The sequence below is a fragment of the Burkholderia sp. Ax-1719 genome, assembly GCF_011753055.1.
In the GTDB taxonomy this organism is placed as follows: domain Bacteria; phylum Pseudomonadota; class Gammaproteobacteria; order Burkholderiales; family Burkholderiaceae; genus Paraburkholderia.
In genome coordinates, this window is record NZ_VWWJ01000010.1 from 162,211 (window position 1) to 181,910 (window position 19,700).

The window sequence follows — 19,700 nt, forward strand, 5'->3', positions numbered from 1 at the left end:
TGCCGTGCCTCATTCCGGTTTGCCCGCAGCATCCTGCAATGCTTTGATCGGCGGATCCTCATAGGTCGTATCGATCGTATAGCCCTGCGCTTTCAAGGTTGCTTCGGTTGCAAGTCTCTTTGCATGGGCTTTGGCGAGTACAGCGGGAATGTACTTTTCCCAGTGGCGCATTTTCTCGGAGTCCCCGGGAAAATATCCAAGCGCATAGAATGCATACTCGTTCTTCACGTCGATATTGACGAGGTAAGTCTTCTTTCCTGCGACCCCGGCCATGCCACTCGCCTGCAAAGAGATTTCGATATACGTGCCATTCGCGTAAAGCGTCCACGATGGCATAGAGTCTTCACCGGCGCGCCATTCTTCCAGATCGGGCTTGTACGAGGGATCAAGAGGATACACGCCTTTGCCTTCAGCGGATGTGCCGTAATGCCACGCCTGCTCGCCGGTCAAGCGTGGAGATTCATTATCGATAAACCGTCTCCACCCGGCCGCCTCCAGCCTTGCGAGAATTTGCATCATCCCGTCGCGCGCAACCTCTGGAGATTCGACCTGCTTGTCCGAAAAGGTAGACGTGCTTTTCCATTCAAAGATTCCGCCTGGCACATCTTTGTCGGCAGCACCCATCAGCGAGATAACATTGTTGACCTGAAAACTATTCTTACCGGATTCGATCGTTATTGTTTGATGATCTGCCTGCGAGAAATCGGCTTCGTAGAAATCCATACCAGTGGGATGGTTGTCCGTTTTGAGACCAGTAATTTTTGAAAGACTGGGATCCCCAAGTTGAAGCGTGACGGCAGATTCGCTCATTTTTGAAGTGGGAAGTGAATTGGTTTTCGCGAAACAAATCGCAAGCGCAACACCCGCGGTTATTGCAAGCGTCGCTATACATTTAGTCAAAAAATTGATTCTCATGGCGTATCTGGAATATTTCTGAACCCAGCAATCTCGCGGAGATAAGAATGCATTTCATCTTTATGTGAGGTCATCAGCAAATCATATTTATTTGCAGCCTTACCAATCCAGTTCATTCTTTGAATATAATTTTGCATGGTAATATCACCCTCTGGTGCTGATTTGTGATCCGGATCAGTTGTTTTATCTCTGGACGTCAACACCAACTCAAGAGGAGGAATCTGTGCTCGAAGCAGCTTGGCTAACTCGTAAGCTGTGATCGCACCCAAGCCTAGAGCGGAGGCCACGACGCGATTGTCATCAAACTTCTTGCTCTGCAAAACGCGTTGAAAATCAAGACCAAGATCAAACACGATCCTGTCGTAAATGAGACCTTGCAGTACCTCGCCCTGCTCATGGTACGCGATGTTGAAAAGATGCTGCATTGCGAGTTTCGGTCTGAATCTGCTGTGCTCGCCCGCGTCTTCCCATTGCTTGACGTAATCAAATCCTTCCGTCACCAGCGGAGTAGCCTGAAGGTAGCCAAGCTTACCATTTATAACCTCCCCGGTATTTCTGTCGCGCTGCATTGGCGTCTTTGCTATGACATCTTTATAGTCAAGTTGAAGACGAAAGTTTTTGCGCACCGGTTCCAGAAAATCATTGCTATTGCGCTTTTGCGCAGACTCCTTGAATGAAGCTGGATCAACCGCGTAACCGTAGAACCAGGGCAGAATGTCGTTGAATAGCCACAGATTGCCTTGCCCGAGTAAGGTATAGGTTGGCATGGCCTTTGTCATACGAAGCAGCGGCGCCTCCAGGGTGACAGCGACTTGTTTCGCCGCAAATGCACCCAGACCGAGCCAGTAAAAACGCCCCACCAACTCTTTCTTCCCATACGGGAAATCTTCCAGAAACACCGCAGCATAAGCCCCTGCGATACGTCGCGCACGCACCGCGAAATTGCTTACAAAACGCGGCGTGGACTTGTTCGCGGAGTCATTGGCAATACCCGGACTACCGTTCCGATAGTCCGGCTTGTCCTGACAAACCGGCGCATGTGTGACGATCTGACTAAGCGCGTATTGCTGCGCATGCGTCCAGAACGCGGGCCAATCACATTTCAGATCGGTAACGGTATGGGGCGTGTCATTGGTCTGCCCGTTGACGGCTAAAGGAGTAGGCACTGTTAGTTACTCGTGTTCAAGCTTCGGCAGATGCCGGGATAAAAGGCCGCCCCGAGGCGGCAGCAAACTCATCAAAATGCAGATCGAAAGCGACAGTGTCTGGCTTCTCTGTATTGATCAACGCAGATTTTCCTTCCGCCGTTGTCGAGGCTACGTGCGCACCCGATGCGGTCTTCACGCTGTACGCGACGCCGCTCATCGGTACCCCAGTTGGCGATAACACACGAAACTGCTGATCGTTCATCTGCACGTCTGGCACGCCATTGGCATTCACGCCCATCGGTTTCGACGGCTGATTCTTCGACTGCGCGTTCACCTCATAGACCCCGCCGCCCACCGTGATCTGGCCTTGCTTCAAGCTGATATAGCTATCACCGCCGTGCAGCATGACTTCCTCGGCGGCGCGGATCGTAATTCGATTGGCCGTTTGTGTAATGTCGAGTTTCGCGAGCAGATTGAGATTCTTCTGTAGCGCCTTGATGTCGATATCTTCGGCATAGGAAACCATCCTCACACCCAGTTTGTAGGCGAATAGTCGAATCGCACTACGCGCCGAAGCCAGCAAACTCGTGCCGCTGCTCACGCTCACATGAGTGCCGCCCGTCAAGGCGATATGCGCGCCGCTTGCCATATGCACGCTTCCGGCCGTGGTCGCCTCCAGACCCGCCGGTGACGCGAGGACGAGGTGAGCCTTCGAAAGCTCCGGGAAGTCACCGCTGCCCTGCCCTTTGATTTCGTCGTTCTGCTGTTTGATTGCATCCGCAACCAGTAACTGGTCCTGTGTGTCCTGCACCTGCGCATTTGTCGCAGCGGTGGCCAGCGTCCGATGAAAATCGTGTGCCTGCGCGAGGCGCAACGCGGTCTCGCCCATATCCTTGGCAGCGGCGCCAGCACCGGCGCGTGTCTCGGTCGTCACCAGCATTCCGCCATTCGCGCGCAAGACGCCCCACGAGTCCGTCGCTAGTTCCCAACCCGTTCCGCGAGCTGCCGTGCGCCCGGCTTGACCGTCGATGCGAGTGTTGTAACCAACCACGAGCCGAGATTGCGCGTGATCGCTCGATACCTGGACCTGTTGTTTGCCGGGTGTATCGTCCGCCACCACCTGATTGGCCTGCGTGCCTTCCAGGTCGCGTGAGCGCAGCCCCGAAAGCGCCTGGTTCTCCGGCAGTTTCCATTGCACGACGTTGATGCCGTTCGGCACACGCCCCGTAATGATCGGCCGATCGGAACTGCCGTCCAGAAACGAAACGACCACTTCGTCGCCAATGCGCGGAATATGAATCATCCCGAACCCTTGCCCGGCCCAGGGATGGCTCACGCGTATCCAGCACGAGCTACGTTCGTTGCGCTGCCCGATGCGATCCCAATGGAACTGCACTTTGACGCGCCCCAATTCGTCCGTATAGACCGGCGCGCCCTCTGTTCCCACCACTGTCGCCGTCTGCATCTGCATGACCGGTTGCTGATGTTCGAACGGGCTTCGGAATGGCACGGATTTACGCTGTGTTTCTATTTCGACCAGAAAAACGCCTTCGGAACCATCCGCATGCGTGACTCGCGACGCGGAGTTTCCTGCATCGTCCGCTACCGCGTTCGCAATGCGATCGCGCAGACTATTGGTGAAGCTGGCGTGATGGCTTGACTCTGGCAGGTTGTTTTCGATGAGCCACGTCACTTCGATGACCGCGAACTGGCGGCGATCACTGAAATCCTCATCCAGTTCGGGATGTCCAACCAGCTCGAACCAGCGTCCAGCGTCGATCGCCCGCACCCCTCCAGCGCCGTAGAATCGCTCCGCGCGAGACTCCCACTCTTCCATGCGGACCTTCGAGAGATGATCGCCGCGCGTCTGTTTGAGGTACGTATAGGGACCGGTATACTCATAGACTTCAAGTTGCTCGGGCAACTCCGGAGACACTGTGGGCACAGTCTTGCCTTTGGGATTGGCCAGCGGCGAAGGATGCTTGTAGTCGAAAGTGCGCGTAGTCAGCACGGCGCTATGCAGTTCGCGCACATCGGACCACTGGACCAGCGCATCGACCTCGCCATATGCCCCGTACCGGGCAAACTGGACCGTACGCCCTGCAATCGCCTCGCACGTATCCAGTCGATCCGTGATGTTCAAGCGATGCGATTTTCCGTCGTCGGCCTGCGTCCAGATGCCGAACAGACCTTCTTCCTCCATTAATCGATGGACGAAATTCCAGTCGTCGTCGTATTGTGTGCAATACGATCTTGCAGGCAACGGGTTCGCAAGCGCAAAGGCGAATTGCCCTTTTGCGTGGGGATGACGGTTAAATACTTCAGTGATGATTTCGTCAGCGGCTTTATCCTGCCAAATGCGCTGGTCGCGGCGAAACCGCAGGAAATGCATCCACGACGCAAACCGGATCTGATAGCTGGTCAAACTCCCTTCCGATCCTTGCCTGCGCACCGAATAGACATAGCCATTCCAAGGCAGATATGACTTATCCCCCTGCTGAATCCACAACGTAACGGATTGCCCGACGAGTTCCTTGAGCTTGATACCGCTGCGCATTGAGAGCACATCAAGCGTGAAATCGAAATGCCGTCCTATGCGAGAGCAGCCCACCGCACGTTGAGGCAACAACACGTTCTCGCCAAGCGGCGTATCGAACTTCAGAAGCCGATCTTGCTGGAGCAATCCACCCCGAATTGCACCCGCGATGTCCTGCGCATTCATTTCACACCTTTTTTATTTCACCATCTTTCCACCAACAAATACAGTGGATTTGTATCTCTCAGAATTAACATTTCCGCCGCTCGATTTTCTGATCGGGTACGGCAACGCGTGAATAATAAATTCAACTTGCCAAAAAATCATCAATCAATTACACGAAATAAATGCATATTGCATGCCTACGATCTCTGGCATCCAAATCAGGTAATGATGTCCGATCCGCCTACCTGCTAAATACCAGCCTACTTGAAAAAACATGTAGAACTTTCTCGATACTACGATCTCAATACGCTGGGCATGCACGCGATTGCACGCAGCGGAAAAACTGCGCCTGTAAGGAACATGCGGTTAGTGTCGCTGGCGTTCACGGCCACCTCGATCGTCGGGCCGCTTGTCGCTAACGCTGCGATGAGGGTGTTCGGAAACGATGCATTGATATGGCGCCTTGCGATTGCGATTGCGAGCGCCGCACTTGCAGTGTCTAAGCCCGGCATCTGCGGGGGAAGCGAGAGCGCTGACAACCCTCTCCGGCGAACTGGGCCAAAACGCCCCCCAATGAATATGGGGCACGGGGCAGAAATCGTACCCAAAGCGGCCACCGAACCACTCAAAGGCCGAAGGACAGCAACGGGTCGACAAGAGAAACTCGCAATGGAAGCGACCGACGACAAGTCGCACGTTCGCATGTGTCCGCGTTCGGGCAGAACACGTCACTCGCGCGACCGGGTCGCCCGTATCATGGCGCGACCGCTGCGCGCCCAGAAGCAGTCGCAATTCCGCTCATCGATGGACGCCAGGTCGTTGAACAAGCGTTTCCACTATGTCGTCCGCCACTCAATCGACCTTCGGCCGAACGACCGTGGCCAACCTGTGACTTTGCAATCCAATCGTGGGCAGCAAATAACGTCGACGTGAAATCAACAAAAGCAGCCGACTGCACAAGCTAATTCACGTCGCGTACTGCGCCACTCCATTGCCCAAAGATACTCAAAATAACATCGCGGAAAAATCGCTCTGAGCCTTTTGTGTCAGGGGTTTCCGGCTACCCGACCAGCGCTGGAAAGGGCGCGGACACGCCGAGTTTCACGCATCTCAAAGCGCGAGATGCGGACAAGCCTCCCACGGTATCTGAGACCCATCTAGCGATTCGGACAACTCGATTGCAGCGTCCGAGGGTTTGACGCCACGCCTGCCCCGGTAAGCGGCTGGTGCCGTCTGCGAGCCCAACGGCCGCCCCCGCAGCCGCTGTGTGCTCACAATGCTGCCTTCGTCGGCAGTCGGCCTTCAGGCGTCGCCGAACTACCTACCCGCAGGCGGCCAGCTCTTTCACGGAGAACTGACTCACCTGCGCTGATTTTCGGCTACATGCTTTCTGACCGGAGTTTTTCGAGCGGAGCAAATCACATCATCGTGTCCAGCCGCCGCTCGTCACGCTAACTCGCCGCAGCCACGACAGCAGCTCGTGCTGTATGCAATTTTTTGTAGCTGTCGATCAGGCGTTGGTGCCTATCGAGACCTTCCAGCTTCATGCTCGTTGGCGTCAGCCCAAAGAAGCGCACGCTGCCGTCCACGCTCCCCAGTACCGCGTCCATTCGCGCGTTACCAAACATCCGGCGGAAGTTGACCAGGTAGTCGTCCAGTTCAAGGTCGTCATCGAGCGTCACCTCCAGGACTACGTTCAAGGCCTGGTAAAACAATCCGCGCTCGACCGTGTTTTCGTTGTATTGCAGAAAAGCACCGACCAGATCTTGCGCTTCCTCAAATTGCTTCAAGGCGAGATGAATCAGCAGCTTCAACTCGAGAACGGTTAGCTGCCCCCAGTCCGTATTCTCATCAAATTCGATGCCGATCAATGTCGCAATATCGGAGTGCTCGTCCAGCTCATTGTTCTCCAACCGCTCAAGCAGGACTGCCAAGGCAGCATCATCCAGGCGATGCACGTTCAAAATATCGGCGCGGAACAATAGCGCCTTATTCGTGTTATCCCAGACCAAGTCCTCTACTGGGTAAACTTCCGAATAATCAGGCACCAGGATCCGGCAGGCTACGGCACCCAGTTGGTCGTACACCGCCGTGTACACCTCTTTGCCCATGTCTTTGAGAATACCGAACAGGGTTGCTGCCTCCTCGGCATTGGAGTTTCCACCTTGGCCCGAAAAGTCCCACTCAACAAACTCGTAATTCGCTTTGGCGCTGAAAAAACGCCACGACACGATTCCGCTGGAATCGATGAAGTGCTCAACAAAGTTATTCGGTTCGCTCACGGCGTTACTGACAAAGGTGGGCTGAGGTAAATCATTCAGGCCTTCAAAACTACGCCCCTGCAGCAATTCCGTCAGACTCCGCTCCAGCGCCACCTCAAAACTCGGGTGTGCGCCGAACGACGCAAAAACGCCGCCTGTCCGCGGGTTCATCAATGTCACGCACATGACCGGGTAAGTCCCACCCAGCGACGCGTCCTTGACCAGCACCGGAAAGCCTTGCTCTTCCAACCCCTGAATCCCGGCCAGAATGCCGGGATATTTCGCCAACACTTCGTGCGGCACATCAGGCAATGCGATCTCACCTTCCAGAATTTCACGCTTTACTGCCCGTTCGAAAATTTCGGACAGACACTGCACTTGCGCTTCTGCCAGCGTATTACCGGCACTCATGCCATTGCTGACGTACAGGTTTTCGATCAGGTTGGACGGGAAATACACCACTTCGCCGTCCGACTGCCGCACAAACGGCAGCGAACAGATACCGCGCTGCACGTTGCCGGAGTTGGTGTCATACAAATGCGAGCCACGCAATTCGCCATCGGGGTTATAAATTTGCAGGCAATACTCATCCAGAATCTCGGTCGGCAACGCATCTTTACGACCTGGCTTGAACCAGCGCTCGTTAGGGTAATGTACAAACTCCGCCGCAGCGATGTCTTCACCCCAAAACGCGCCGCCATAGAAATGGTTGCAGTTCAGGCGCTCGATAAACTCCCCCAACGCCGACGCCAACGCGCTTTCTTTGGTCGCTCCCTTGCCATTGGTAAAACACATTGGCGAGTGCGCATCGCGGATATGAAGCGACCACACATTGGGGACGATATTGCGCCACGACGCAATCTCGATCTTCATACCCAGGCCCGCCAGAACGCCCGACATATTGGCGATGGTCTGCTCCAATGGCAAATCTTTACCCACGATATACATGCCGGCATCAGAAGCCGGCTTTAACGTCAGCAACGATTGAGCATCGGCGTCGAGGTTTTCCACCTCTTCAATCACAAACTCGGGGCCAGCTTGCACCACTTTTTTCACGGTACATCGGTCGATGAAGCGCAAAATACCTCGACGGTCTGTTTCCGAGATATCCGGCGGCAATTCAACCTGAATTTTGAAAATCTGTTGGTACCGGTTTTCCGGATCAACAATATTATTCTGCGACAGGCGAATATTTTCAGTAGGAATATTGCGATTTACGCAGTACAGCTTCACAAAATAAGCTGCACACAAGGCCGATGAGGCCAGAAAATAGTCGAAGGGACCAGGAGCTGAGCCGTCGCCCTTGTAGCGGATGGGCTGGTCGGCCACTACCGTGAAGTCATCGAACTTGGCTTCAAGGCGTAGCTTATCGAGGAAGTTGACTTTAATTTCCATGTAGCATCCTACAATCGGTACTTAAAAATGATATGACCGCCATTATCCTTCGGCAGCGCAGTTGCAGATCGTTATTGTTGCTACGGCTGAGCATTGAAGCGCTAATACTGTCCGTTAAGCGCAGCACGATAATGCTTTCACTGCCATCAATACGGACAGCGGCAAAGCCGCCGAAGAAGCCTCCAAAGTGCCAGACCGTATGGCGTTTTGGCTTGCGCGCTGAGGTGTCCAGCGTCCGAGATCAAAAAACAAGCTCCGATATTTGCGCTTACTCCCGCTCGTCCGTTGACGCAGCTGGCAGATACCGTGAACAGCAACACTTTGCGGCGATGATACGCGACGCACGGGTTGGCGAGCAATGGCTGCAGGAACGGCGGATCGGGACCCGATTCAAGCTTGAGTCCCGATTCTCAAGGCTGCTATGGAGAAGTCCGGTCGGCCGGTGTGAGTCGAACCCGGTCACGGGCTAGTGGTGAGTCCAGGATACGACGCACAAACCGTGCATTTCCCGTACGACGCAGGATCTGTAGACGAGAAACCGAACTCACGATCAGGACTGATTTCGCGACGGCTTGATTCCCTAAAGAGGAGAATCATGGAACCGACGTTTGGCTCTGCTGCCCGTATGTGTGAGCGCCCGAGTCGTAGACTTCGGCTTGCTGGGGCAAGTCGCCCTGCGCACCGCAGCGTGGGCACCGACGTGCCTTTGGGGTTCGCCGTCAACGAAAGCAACTTGTCATTATAGCTGCGTGTGGTGAGCGATACGCTTTGCAAGGTACGCGTACCGCTCCGCTGCATCAGCGCATTGGTTTCGCTATTCACGCCCGATCGGTAAAATCAATCGATCGGGCGCAGATTTGAATCCCACATTAAATTATTAATATCGATAACTACAACCGCATGGCATTTTCCATCCGCAGTTTGCTCAAAATAACTTTAGCGGTCTTCGAATTTTAAATGCGAGAACTATTCAATGGCCAATAGATCAAAATTCTACAGTTAGTATTAAACGACAGTTGACTTACATTCGTGTGCCGTATATTACAAAATCATTTTGCGAATCAGCGGTAAAGCTGCCCAGACTATACACTTCAATCGTGGGCAGCAAATAACGTCGACGCGAAATCAACAAAAGCAGCCGACTGCACAAGCTAATTCACGTCGCGTACTGCGCCACCCCATTGCCAAAAGATACTTAAAATAATATCGCGAAGAAATCGCTATGGGCCTTTCCTGACAAGGGTTTCCGGTAATCCGACCGGCGTAGCAAAGGCTCCGTTAAGCCGAATTTTACGCTGCTCAAAGCGCGGGATTCGGCTCAGCCTCCAAGGCCCTCAGGCACAAACTAACCATTCGGACAGGCCCGATTGCAAAGCCAGAGAGGCTTGCAGCTATGCCTGCCCAGTCAGGCAACTGGTGCCTTCTGCGAGCCCAGCGGCCCACACCAGACTCCTGAATATTTCACCCACCAAACCTTGTAACGCAAGTCTTCGGTTCATTCTGCGTAAAATAGGTGCTAATAAGAACCTTTTTCTTACTGTCTACTTTTAGATTAAGAAATTCGTCACCGCACGCAGGCGAGAGTTCTTCGAAGCTCCTTAATTTTCTGGAATAATAAAATACACGAGAGATTTCATAGATCCCCATACCCTCATCCAGATACGACACCGCAAATCCTTTTGTTCCATCGAACCTGTAGTCACCAATACTCAGGTGCAATTTCGATTCGGTATCGATGTCGATGCTTTTATCGACCTCCCCTTTCTCATCGGCGATTACGTAAGAAACCTTGCTATCAGCTACCGAGACAGCCACGTTCGTTCCATTTACCGGATGAAAATTAATCTCATCACCCGACGCCCAAGAGGATGAAGCAACCAGCAAGAGAAATGCAAAAAACAAAGATCTACCAAGTTTCATTTCATTCACTCCGGTCTATGCAAGTCGGCCCGGACTTGATTCTTAGGATGCGGCGGCGCAATCATCTGCAATATATCCAACTGGATAAAATCAGTCAACTCACCAAGGATATACAAAGAATAGGCGTGTCGCTCATAATATCCATTAAAACCGCCATTGACCAATCTATTCACAAATCCAACATTCTCCGGAGAATATCCCCTATCAACTACGCGATTTATATTAATGCCCTGAGAAAATGGTTTTGAAACCCAATAGAATCCTCCCGAATCGCATGCCAGATCATGATCTTCAGCCACGATATCGGGATCGAACCGCGGTGCCCATGTCATCAATTGTCCATTGTCATTGGGGTTCAACGTATAGTGCTGCGACGTGGACGTGATGCGTGGGTGAGCAGCGACGGAAGGAAGCCTCTCAATGTATGCTCCGGAATGGTCGGGGAGCTTTTTGTAATCACCGTAATCCTTGTAATTTCCGGCCCAGGTAAGCTGCATAATTCCTCTGCCATAGAAAGCGGTGTAGTATTGCGTTGCAGGATTTGCGCTCGAATACTGACCAAATCCCCATTCATGCATCAGTCTTCTTGTTCCACCGGGATTGCGCCATTGCGCCGTCTCCAGTAGGACCTGTGCCAAAAATACGGAAATCCGTAGCCTGTCCGAACCAAGGTATTTTCGTGTACATTTATTTAGCGATACTACGTGACCTAACACGCGAGCACGAGCTTCAGCCTTAGTAATTGTATAAATATGGTTTTCAGTTGTAATCGCAGTGCGCGGATTCCCGCTTTCAGAATAAAATAAGTAACGCGGAAATGTCATGGAGAATTCATCGGCACTCAACCAACCACACCTCCTGAAGTGCCGGATAAACTGCAGCGGATGGAAGAACCAAAGTTTGCCATCGGGCAAACCCGTTTTGTCCCAGAACTGGAACTTCTTGAGCAGCGTCAGAAAGTCACTGTAGCCGGAGGGGTTGGTGTCCTTCTGTTTGCCGTAAAAACCATCCGGCTCATTCAGCTTTCCGTACCGCGTATCATTGTGAGCACTGTCCCACTCGGACGGAGCCTCACAGATGAACCCCTTTAGCATCTGGCGAACTGAATCATTGCCGAGGATGTAGTTGCAGAGCGCATCCTCGTCCTGGTACTCGTTATCCTTTCCGTTGACCACGGGAGGCAAGGCGTTATTGACGATTTTCTGCAGTGCCTCAACGTCACACATGCCGTCATCCTTGTACGGCGTATTCTGCTCACTGATCTTCGTCCAGCCTGTAAAGAAAGGGAAATCCGCGTCCGACAGCTTCACGATACCACTATCGTTCACATCGAGATAACCCTCCTTTCCCTGCTCATACGTAATCCGTAGCCACGTTGTGCGCGGATTGGCCTGGGCCATCGGATGCGAATTGCCGCTCACTCCTGGAGCGACGCCGACAGGAGTACTCGCCCCACCGTCCTGCAGCGTCGGGTTGTCCGACAGTATCCGACCAAAGCGCAGCAGTTCGTAGCCGTCGCTCGGGCATCGGCCATACAGCGCGGTAGCGCGCTTATACATATCATATTCGTACCCGTCTTCCTTGACGGGCTGCGGCGTCAGCAGCGTGCGCGTGCCATCCTGCGCGACGCTCCACGTGTTTGTGTAACGACTGCCCTTTTGGAAGTACGTCTCCACGTGGAGCGTGTTCTGATTAGACCCAGACTGCAGCGCGTCAAACGCAATTCCTTTCAGCTTGCCATTCTCCGTGCCGGTTGGGCTGCCCAGAAATGACTGACCAGCAGGGATGATGAAGTACGTATGCCCCCAGTAATCAGTGCTGGGCGGTGTCGCAGGCTGCTTGTTGTCGAGTTGCGTGCCGCCGAAATAGGCGGTGAAATCCGCTGGCAACATGAAGATTTCGAAGTGAACCTGATGCATTCCGTGACAGGCCCCTGCCAACCCAAGGACATCCTTCCTGTACACCCTCTTGCTAGCACCCGCTTGTCCTTCGCAGGACGTCGGCGTGCGCAGAAACTCTGGCAAGGACTCGACCTGGATGCCAAGCGCGGTATAGCTGTCCAGGTCCAGCAAATGCATGTACAGCGAGTAGAACGTGATAGAGCGGCCTTCGCCCGTCTCGGTCGAGTGCTTAAGCAGCACGAACCCTGCATTGCTATCCAGTGCACCTTCGCCACCGTCGATGGCTTTCTGGCACACGCGGTACGCAACCACCTCGCCATCAGCGATAGCCCGCACGCGTTCGTTTTGCGTATCGGGCATCAGATGGACACCGGTATGCCAGCGTCTGTCAAAGGCGATGGGATAGATCCCGTGCGCTAATTCGAATTTATCGACCAGATCCATCATCGGATCGAGAACATCGTAGCCGCTGGACGCTGCATCCACTGCGCCCGCTGTGGGCAAAAAAGGAGGGCTGATAATCATCTTCAGTGCGACAGGTTGTAGGTATTTTTCATCTTCAGGCCGCCCTGAGGAAGCGTCGGCAGCATGGTATCGCCGCCTTCCGGCCCCTCGAAAGAGTGCGACGCGGCCTTGACGGTAAATTTCCCAGGACAACGGATTTCAACGTTGCCATTTTCAATGGTGATGCTTGCGCCGCCGCTCGTCACCACGACTTTCTGTTTTGCGGCGACCAGTACATCCTGACCTGCACTCGATATGCGCAACTGCTTTGCCGAAAACAGATCCAAGCCGTCGTTCTGTGCCTGGATTTCCACCTTGCCATTGCCCGCGAACAGTTTCATTCCCGCGCTCTGGACGAAAAAACTGATCTTCTCAGCCACACTTGCGACGAGCGATTTGGCCGCAGCAAAATAAATACTCTCGCCACTCACGAAATTCAGATTCTGGTCGGCGCTGATACGCGCGGACTTCTCTGTCGACAGGCCGATTCCAGATGGACTGCCGAACAGCATCTGCGGCTCGCTGAAAGCCGTCGCACTACCCGTGCCACCACCTGCCGTCCGACCTCCGCTGGAGTGGGCAGACACAGTATGCTTCGTCGCGCTGCTGTACTGCGTCAGCGAATCGTGGCTCAGTTGCAGGCTTTCTGCGTTGCGCTGCCTGCTCGCGTCCGAGAGACCTTTGACCACGTTTTCCGATCGGGCTAGCTGCTGCTGCGTGTCGGATGCATCGAACGGCTGGCTACCTGTTGACGTTGTGTGCGTCGTGACATAGAGGCCCTTGTTCGCTCGTATGGCGCCATATGAATCGGTTCGCAGGTCGAAGCCGCTACCCATATACGAACCGCGAGTATTGCCATTCTGGTCAACAAGATAACCGAGATGGAGCAGACTGTTCGCGCTGCTACTGAAAAGACGCGCCCTCGTCTGCCCGGTTGCGTCGTCGAGCACCATCTCGTTATAGCCGGAGCCCGAGTACTCTTTTGAGCGATAGCCCGAGAGTATTCCGTTGCTGTTCCACTGTGGTTTGAGGACACCGTTGTAAATCCGGTGCAAAACCAGTGGCCGGTCACAATCTCCGCCGACATAGCCAACGATGACCTCCTCACCGACGCGCGGAATATGGACACCGCCGTATCCACCACCTGTATCAGACTGTGCGACCCGTATCCAGCACGAGGCCCGCTCATTGCCAGGGTTCAGCCGGTCCCAGACGAACTGTACCTTGACGCGGTTCAGGTCATCGGTATAAACCTCCTCTCCTTTGGGCCCCACGACTATCGCAGTTTCAAGTTGCATCTCGGGCTTGCGGTGCTCGAAGGGGCTTCGATACGGTACGTTCACACGTTGCGCCTCCACCTCGACCAGATAAGAGCCTTTGCTGCCGTCTGCGTGACTGACCGTCAACGGCTCGTTGCCGGTGACTTCCGCCCTCGCCTCTGTCAGTTGCTTCTTCAGGCTGTTAGGAAAGTTCGATTCGCCCGACGACAATGGCAGATTGTTTTCGATGTAGCGCCGCACCTTGATCGCGACGAATTCGCGCTGGCTCGCCGGATCGCGCTCATGCTCAGGATGGTTGCCCAGAACGAAGCGAAGTCCGGCATCGATGGCAAGTACGCCACCTGCGCCGTGATATCGCTTCGCTCGCGACTCCCATTCTTCCAGCCGGATTTTCGACAGGTGCTCGCCGCGGTCCTGCGTGGCGTACGTATATGGTCCGGTGTACTCGTACACCTCGGTTTGTTCCGGCAGCTTGCCCTGGTTCGCCCGAGTCGGCAACGTCGTGCCTTTGGGATTCGAAGGCGCTGAAGGTGCCTTATAGTCGAACGTGCGGGTCGTGTGAACCGAGCTTTGCAGCGTACGCGACGCGCCCCATTGCGTGAATGCATTGGCCGCGCTAGTAACGCCAGAACGATAGAAGTCGACAGTTTCCGGCGACATCACATCGAGGTTGTAGACATCGTCAGTGATGACGAGCGTGTGCGTTTTACCGTCCGTGCTGTGCCGCCAGAAACAGAAGAGGCCTTCGTCCTCCATCAGGCGATGCATAAAATTCCAGTCTGTTTCACTCTGCCGACAGTAAGATCGCTGCGGCAGAGGCTGCGATAGCGCAAACTGGAAATATCCCTTCGCCTGCGGATGCTCGTTGAATACGTCAGTAATAATCTGGTCGACAGACGTGTTCTGCCAGCTCCGCATATCGCGGCGGAACTTCAGGAAATGCATCCACGATGCGAACGTGAGCTGATAACTGGTTGCGCCACCGTCCGCACCGAGTCTTCGCACAGTGTGGATATAGCCATTAACAGGTCTGTAGGATTTGTCTGCCTGCTGCAACCAGAGTGTCATCGGTTGCGCGATGAGTTTCTTGAGTTCGATATCGCCCGCCACCGACAGCATATCGACCGCGACACTGAAATCACGACCCAGCTCGCTGCAGCTAACCGCGCGGTGCGGCACAAGCGAATCCTTGGGCAACGATGGGATGTCGGTCTTCAGCAGCCGGTCCTGCTGGATCAGACCACCCAGGATGGCTTGGGTAAGTTCGGTCATGTTCATGCGATTCCATCTTTTTGGGTAAATGCCTCGCGTGCTCTCCCACGCTGCCTGCGATGCTGACGTGATCTCGACACTAATACTTTACCGCAAATTGAATGCAGCGATGTTTCCGGAAGCGTCATATCGTATTTGAGCGCTCAGGTGACGGCCGTGTAATTCGGCATAGCTTTGCATTGCCATCTATTCATTTCGTGTAAGTTATGAATCAGGCACCCTGTTATTTTGCCAGCCCCTATACTTGGCGTCCAAGACTGGCCCAACGACAAATGCCATAGCAATAAAAATCTAAGCTGATACTGGAATTTTCTTTTTAATTGATACGTTTATTGATTGCATATAAAGCCATCCCCTCTTTCGAAAAACTGTCCTGCGCTGGACACCACGCGACAGTCGTAGACTAATAGGTATACTTCCAAACTTCTGAACGCAATGCGAATCGAATCTTTGACAGTTGAATATGCGAAATAAGGTAAGAATTGAGACTATAACCAATCGCGGAAAGGTCCAAGCTTTCCGTCTTACCTTCTCGCGGCGTCGAGAATGATGCGTCAGTGAGCAGGTCAATCGGTCAACATCACCGGCTAGATTGTTGAAAACCCAGGATCAAGTCGGACCACGCACCAGCAAGTCGGTCTTGATCGTTGCATTCAGTTGATCGCCAACCACGAGTGGCGCGTCTGCCGTGCGGAAGTCCTTTGTATATTGCAGATCGATAAACATATTGTCGACGTGCCAGCTCCAGATGACAGGGCCTCCTGCCTTCAGGTGCTTCCATTGCTGGAGTGTCAACGGGTAGGTCGGGTCGGCATGTTGATACCCGGCGGCGGTGAATATCTCTGGCCGCTCACGGGGGCGTCGAAAGCATACGTATCCAGTCCGACAAGTCGCGACGTATCTGCCGCGATGAAACGTTTCCACCCTGCCCGGTTGATGCGCGCGATGACATCCATTACATAACGATAGATCGTATCGTCGTAAGCATTCAACGCCGCCTGATCGTTGATATCGCGCGGTGACGCGGGAACCTTCAAGGTCACCTCGATATTGCGCACGCGCGCGCCTTGTTCGGAGTCCGACATGAATTCGACGTCGGTTGCCTGCGGAAAGAGCACGCCATGCCGCTCGTCCTTGAATTGAAAGATCGGTTCAATGCCGGTCGCGAAACGGCTCGCGTCGTACATCAACGCAGTGGAAACCCCCGATTTCTTGATCGGGACTGCCGCCTTGTGCATGATCTCGTCGCTGTTCTCATCTAATCCGAACGACAGGTCTGCCGGCGTGCTTTGCTTCCCTTGCTGAACGCTTAAGCATCCTTCCACCCGCCGATCCATTCGGTTTCAACTGGGCTTGTTCCGATGTGCGGCGTGACATCTGCCGATGCGTTGAACAACACCGTGTGATCCGCTGCCCTCCTGACATGGAACGCAGCACAGACACCCGTATTTGAGGCAGCCATAGTTCAGCGTGGAGTACGAACACCAGTGCTCATTGAAACATAGCGGCCTCCTGCCGGTCGATCTTTCCCGCTAATTCCGTTCTATGTAGAGTAAGCCCGCTTTGCGGCACTAGATCGTTGGGCACGGAGCGCCAAAGTGGATCTCACTCAGGTCCTCCCCAGTCGACGGCCCTGCAATTCAGCCGTGGGCAGCAAATAACGTAAACGTGAAATCAGCAAAATCCGCCGGCCTCGTATGACCACACGCTCCCTTACGTCGCGTACTGCGCCACCCCATTGCCAAACGACCAGTTCTCCCTCGCGACATCGACGAGATTTACGAAGACATCCTCTTGCCTCACGCCGGGGTCCTGCGCCAGGTTTTCCGCGATCTTTGCGAACAACGCTTTCTTCTGCTCCTGCCCGCGCGTATTGTTCGCCGCAATCTGGATGATGACGAGGTCGTCGCTACGTTCGATCCCCAGATAATGTCGGCCAAACAGAAAATTATCGGCGTCGTGCTCGGTGACGATCATGAACTGGTCGTCTTCGGGCACTTTGAACACTTCCATGAGCGCGCGATGCACGCCCTGCATGAGCGCTTTGCGATAAGTGGCGGGCTTGCCGGCGCGTACGGCGATTCGGGTGAGAGGCATGTCAGGCTCCATCGGGTTGAACGAACATGACAGAAGCTTAGTCCGCGTCTATCATAACAAACAGATATCACTGAATATTTCATTCATTTACGATGGAAATGAAACCGCTCGATCTCGACGCTGTGCGCGCCTTCGTTCTGGTCGCGGAACTGCACAGCTTCACGCGCGCCGCCGATGCGCTGGGCACCACCCAATCGGCGGTGAGCCTCAAGCTCAAGCGGCTGGAAAGCCATCTTGGGCGTCAGTTGCTCGAACGCACGCCACGCGTCGTGCGCCTCTCGGCAGACGGGCTGACCTTCCTCGCCGCCGCACGCGATCTGCTGGGTGCGCACGAGCGCGCACTCGGCGCGCTCACGGGAGACACCCGCAGGCTTTCGCTGGGGCTGAGCGAGCACGTGGCCGACGCCCAGCTCGCGCGTCAGCTTGCGTTGCTGCGCGCGCACGATCCGGGTCTCGTGATCGCTTTGCATCTGGGTTTGTCGGGGCAGTTGCTTGCGCAGTTCGACGAGCGGCGTCTGGACGCCGTGATCGTGCGCCAGGAAGCCGATGAAGCACCGCGCAGCGACGCCCGCCCGCTGTTCGACGAGCCGCTGGTCTGGCTCGCCTCCCCCGATCTGCAATGGTCGCCCGGCACGCCGCTGCCGCTTGCGCTGCTTGCCGCGCCGTGCGCGGTGCGTGCGGCGGCCATCGGTGCGCTCGATGCGTGCGGAACGGCGTGGAACGAGGTGTTCGTGGGTGGCGGCGTGGCGGCCGTCGGTGCGGCGCTGGAGGCCGGTCTGGCGGTGTCGGCGCTGGCGCGTCGGGTGGCGCCACGCTCGCTGGTCGATGTCGGCGCCAAGCTCGGCTTGCCGCCTTTGCCGGTGTCGCGGGTGAATTTGCTGTCACGCGTGCGCGAACCGCGCTCGGCGGCGACCTTGCAATTGCTTGCGTCGAGTCTGGGCAGCGCTTAAGCGCGGAGGATCAACCGCGGATCAACTCAGGATCGGCGGAAGTTCCTGCGGCTGGGGAGTCGTGCGTTTGGCCGATACGGCGGGCGTGGATGGAGCCGCAGGCGCGTCGACCATCAGCTTGTGGCGCTGGGCCGGACGAACCGCGGCCGGTTTGGCGGGCGCGTGCGCGCTGGTCTGACGCGTGGAGTGCGGTGTGTGCGGTTGCGCGCTCGAATGGCCGGTCGACGCTTTCGCCGAATGAGATGACTTCGCCACCGCAATAGCGTGGTTCCCGCCATTCTTATGCGGCTGATGCAGCGTCGTTTTCGCAGCCGGGCCATTTTTGTGCGCCGACTGATGAGCCAACTGATGCACAGATTTATGTGCCGGTTTATGCCCCGCATGCTGCGCCTTCGCGGCATGCGCCGCCACTGGCGCGGCTGCCCACGCCGTCGCCGTCGCGAAGCACCCTGCCGCGACCATCACCACTACTGCACGCACGCCGCGCCTCCGTCGATGAGCCGTTGTCGGTTCGTATTAACCGGGCGGCGATTATACCCAACCCGAATCAACGGCTATCGCGCCTCGCGGCATCGTCATCAAACCAGGCTTCAAGGCAGCGGCAGCTCCGCCGCGCCCATGGCGCGCGCGGCCTGCACGGAGATCGACCAGTGCCGCGGCGTCATCGCCTCGACCATCGTGAGGCGGCCTTCGGCGATAAACGCGCCGGTGTCGATGAACATTTGCGAGCCGATCTGGCGCAGCTCGCGCACCGGCGTATGCCCGCAATAAGTCAGCGAAAGTGCGTGGCGCGCCGGCGCGCCCGCGTTGAGCGCGAGTTCGCGGCCCCACAGCATGCGCTCGCGCACGGCGGCGTCGAACTGGCCCGCATCGAGCTCGGCATCGTCGCCGAAGAATTCCGCGTGCAGCACGTTAAAGCGTCCAGCGCCCTCGCCGACGGTGCGCACCAGCGGCAGTTCGCGCAGCCGTTTGGCGTGCGCCGCGAGCGTGCGCTCCGGCATCGACTGCGACCACGCCCCGCCGATGCTGAACCAGCGATGCCGCGGCAACCGCCCTTCGACGACGGCGCACAGCGAGTCCTCGTGATTGCCCAGCACCGCATAGAACCACGGCTTGTCGAGCAGCGCCAGCGCCTCTTCGCACTGGTTGCCGCGATCGACCAGATCGCCCACCGAAAACAGCCGGTCATGCGCGGCATCGAAGGCCACTTTATGAAGCAGATAGCGCAAGGGATCCACGCAGCCATGCAGGTCGCCGATCACGAAATCGCGACCGGCCGCGTTGGCCGCGTGATGCACAACTTCCGGAACAAGAGTGGGCGTCATCGCTTCATGATAGCCCTCTGTGCGCGCTGCG

Annotated in this window: 13 protein-coding genes; 1 reads left to right on the forward strand and 12 read right to left on the reverse strand. The window is 55.5% G+C overall.

Annotation, left to right across the window (positions count from 1 at the left end; genetic code table 11):
* Nucleotides 1–9: 9 nt before the first annotated feature.
* The 10 genes from F3J17_RS19500 to F3J17_RS19545 all read right to left on the reverse strand — a co-directional run bounded on the left by F3J17_RS19500 (nt 10) and on the right by F3J17_RS19545 (nt 17,394).
* Nucleotides 10–915: a hypothetical protein gene (locus F3J17_RS19500; RefSeq protein WP_167062192.1), complete on the reverse strand. Its 906-nt coding sequence runs from the start codon at nt 913–915 to the stop codon at nt 10–12.
* Nucleotides 912–2,081 carry a hypothetical protein gene (locus F3J17_RS19505; protein ID WP_167062195.1) on the reverse strand — a complete coding sequence of 390 codons (1,170 nt, stop codon included), beginning with the start codon at nt 2,079–2,081 and terminating at the stop codon, nt 912–914. Before F3J17_RS19505 ends, F3J17_RS19500 begins: the two co-directional genes overlap by 4 nt.
* 16 nt (nt 2,082–2,097) lie before the next feature.
* Entirely contained in the window at nt 2,098–4,785 is a 2,688-nt protein-coding gene (locus F3J17_RS19510; protein ID WP_167062198.1) for a type VI secretion system Vgr family protein, read from the reverse strand.
* A gap of 1,430 nt (nt 4,786–6,215) precedes the next feature.
* Nucleotides 6,216–8,420 (reverse strand): OsmC domain/YcaO domain-containing protein, encoded by a 2,205-nt coding sequence (locus tag F3J17_RS19515; protein WP_167062201.1) that lies wholly within the window; start codon nt 8,418–8,420, stop codon nt 6,216–6,218.
* Nucleotides 8,421–9,881: 1,461 nt separating this feature from the next.
* Nucleotides 9,882–10,340 (reverse strand): hypothetical protein, encoded by a 459-nt coding sequence (locus F3J17_RS19520; RefSeq protein WP_167062204.1) that lies wholly within the window; start codon nt 10,338–10,340, stop codon nt 9,882–9,884.
* Nucleotides 10,341–10,345: 5 nt separating this feature from the next.
* Complete coding sequence (locus F3J17_RS19525) at nt 10,346–12,766, reverse strand: peptidase M23 (protein WP_167062207.1); 2,421 nt, start codon at nt 12,764–12,766, stop codon at nt 10,346–10,348.
* A gap of 2 nt (nt 12,767–12,768) precedes the next feature.
* Nucleotides 12,769–15,303: a type VI secretion system Vgr family protein gene (locus F3J17_RS19530; protein ID WP_167062210.1), complete on the reverse strand. Its 2,535-nt coding sequence runs from the start codon at nt 15,301–15,303 to the stop codon at nt 12,769–12,771.
* Between the two features lie 603 nt (nt 15,304–15,906).
* Nucleotides 15,907–16,092, reverse strand: coding sequence for a hypothetical protein (locus tag F3J17_RS19535; protein ID WP_167062213.1), 186 nt, complete (start codon nt 16,090–16,092; stop codon nt 15,907–15,909).
* A complete protein-coding gene (locus F3J17_RS19540) occupies nt 16,089–16,634 on the reverse strand; it encodes a hypothetical protein (RefSeq protein WP_167062216.1) in 546 nt (181 codons plus the stop codon). The genes F3J17_RS19535 and F3J17_RS19540 overlap by 4 nt, the downstream gene beginning before the upstream one ends.
* Before the next feature lie 376 nt (nt 16,635–17,010).
* Nucleotides 17,011–17,394: a tautomerase family protein gene (locus F3J17_RS19545; protein WP_167062219.1), complete on the reverse strand. Its 384-nt coding sequence runs from the start codon at nt 17,392–17,394 to the stop codon at nt 17,011–17,013.
* Between the two features lie 98 nt (nt 17,395–17,492).
* On the opposite strand from F3J17_RS19545, the gene F3J17_RS19550 reads away from it, so the two are divergent.
* Nucleotides 17,493–18,344: a LysR substrate-binding domain-containing protein gene (locus F3J17_RS19550; RefSeq protein WP_167062222.1), complete on the forward strand. Its 852-nt coding sequence runs from the start codon at nt 17,493–17,495 to the stop codon at nt 18,342–18,344.
* A gap of 21 nt (nt 18,345–18,365) precedes the next feature.
* Here the strand turns inward: F3J17_RS19550 and F3J17_RS19555 are convergent, their stop codons facing one another.
* Nucleotides 18,366–18,599 carry a hypothetical protein gene (locus tag F3J17_RS19555; protein ID WP_167062225.1) on the reverse strand — a complete coding sequence of 78 codons (234 nt, stop codon included), beginning with the start codon at nt 18,597–18,599 and terminating at the stop codon, nt 18,366–18,368.
* Between the two features lie 335 nt (nt 18,600–18,934).
* Entirely contained in the window at nt 18,935–19,669 is a 735-nt protein-coding gene (locus F3J17_RS19560; RefSeq protein WP_167062228.1) for a metallophosphoesterase, read from the reverse strand.
* Nucleotides 19,670–19,700: the final 31 nt, after the last annotated feature.

Bases quoted from the DNA above. Each gene is read 5' to 3' on its own strand.
- F3J17_RS19515 (WP_167062201.1), bottom strand. From the start codon at position 8,420: ATGGAAATTAAAGTCAACTTCCTCGATAAGCTACGCCTTGAAGCCAAG.
- F3J17_RS19500 (WP_167062192.1), bottom strand. From the start codon at position 915: ATGAGAATCAATTTTTTGACTAAATGTATAGCGACGCTTGCAATAACC.
- F3J17_RS19520 (WP_167062204.1), bottom strand. From the start codon at position 10,340: ATGAAACTTGGTAGATCTTTGTTTTTTGCATTTCTCTTGCTGGTTGCT.
- F3J17_RS19510 (WP_167062198.1), bottom strand. From the start codon at position 4,785: ATGAATGCGCAGGACATCGCGGGTGCAATTCGGGGTGGATTGCTCCAG.
- F3J17_RS19540 (WP_167062216.1), bottom strand. From the start codon at position 16,634: ATGGATCGGCGGGTGGAAGGATGCTTAAGCGTTCAGCAAGGGAAGCAA.
- F3J17_RS19525 (WP_167062207.1), bottom strand. From the start codon at position 12,766: ATGATTATCAGCCCTCCTTTTTTGCCCACAGCGGGCGCAGTGGATGCA.
- F3J17_RS19545 (WP_167062219.1), bottom strand. From the start codon at position 17,394: ATGCCTCTCACCCGAATCGCCGTACGCGCCGGCAAGCCCGCCACTTAT.
- F3J17_RS19550 (WP_167062222.1), top strand. From the start codon at position 17,493: ATGAAACCGCTCGATCTCGACGCTGTGCGCGCCTTCGTTCTGGTCGCG.
- F3J17_RS19560 (WP_167062228.1), bottom strand. From the start codon at position 19,669: ATGACGCCCACTCTTGTTCCGGAAGTTGTGCATCACGCGGCCAACGCG.
- F3J17_RS19530 (WP_167062210.1), bottom strand. From the start codon at position 15,303: ATGAACATGACCGAACTTACCCAAGCCATCCTGGGTGGTCTGATCCAG.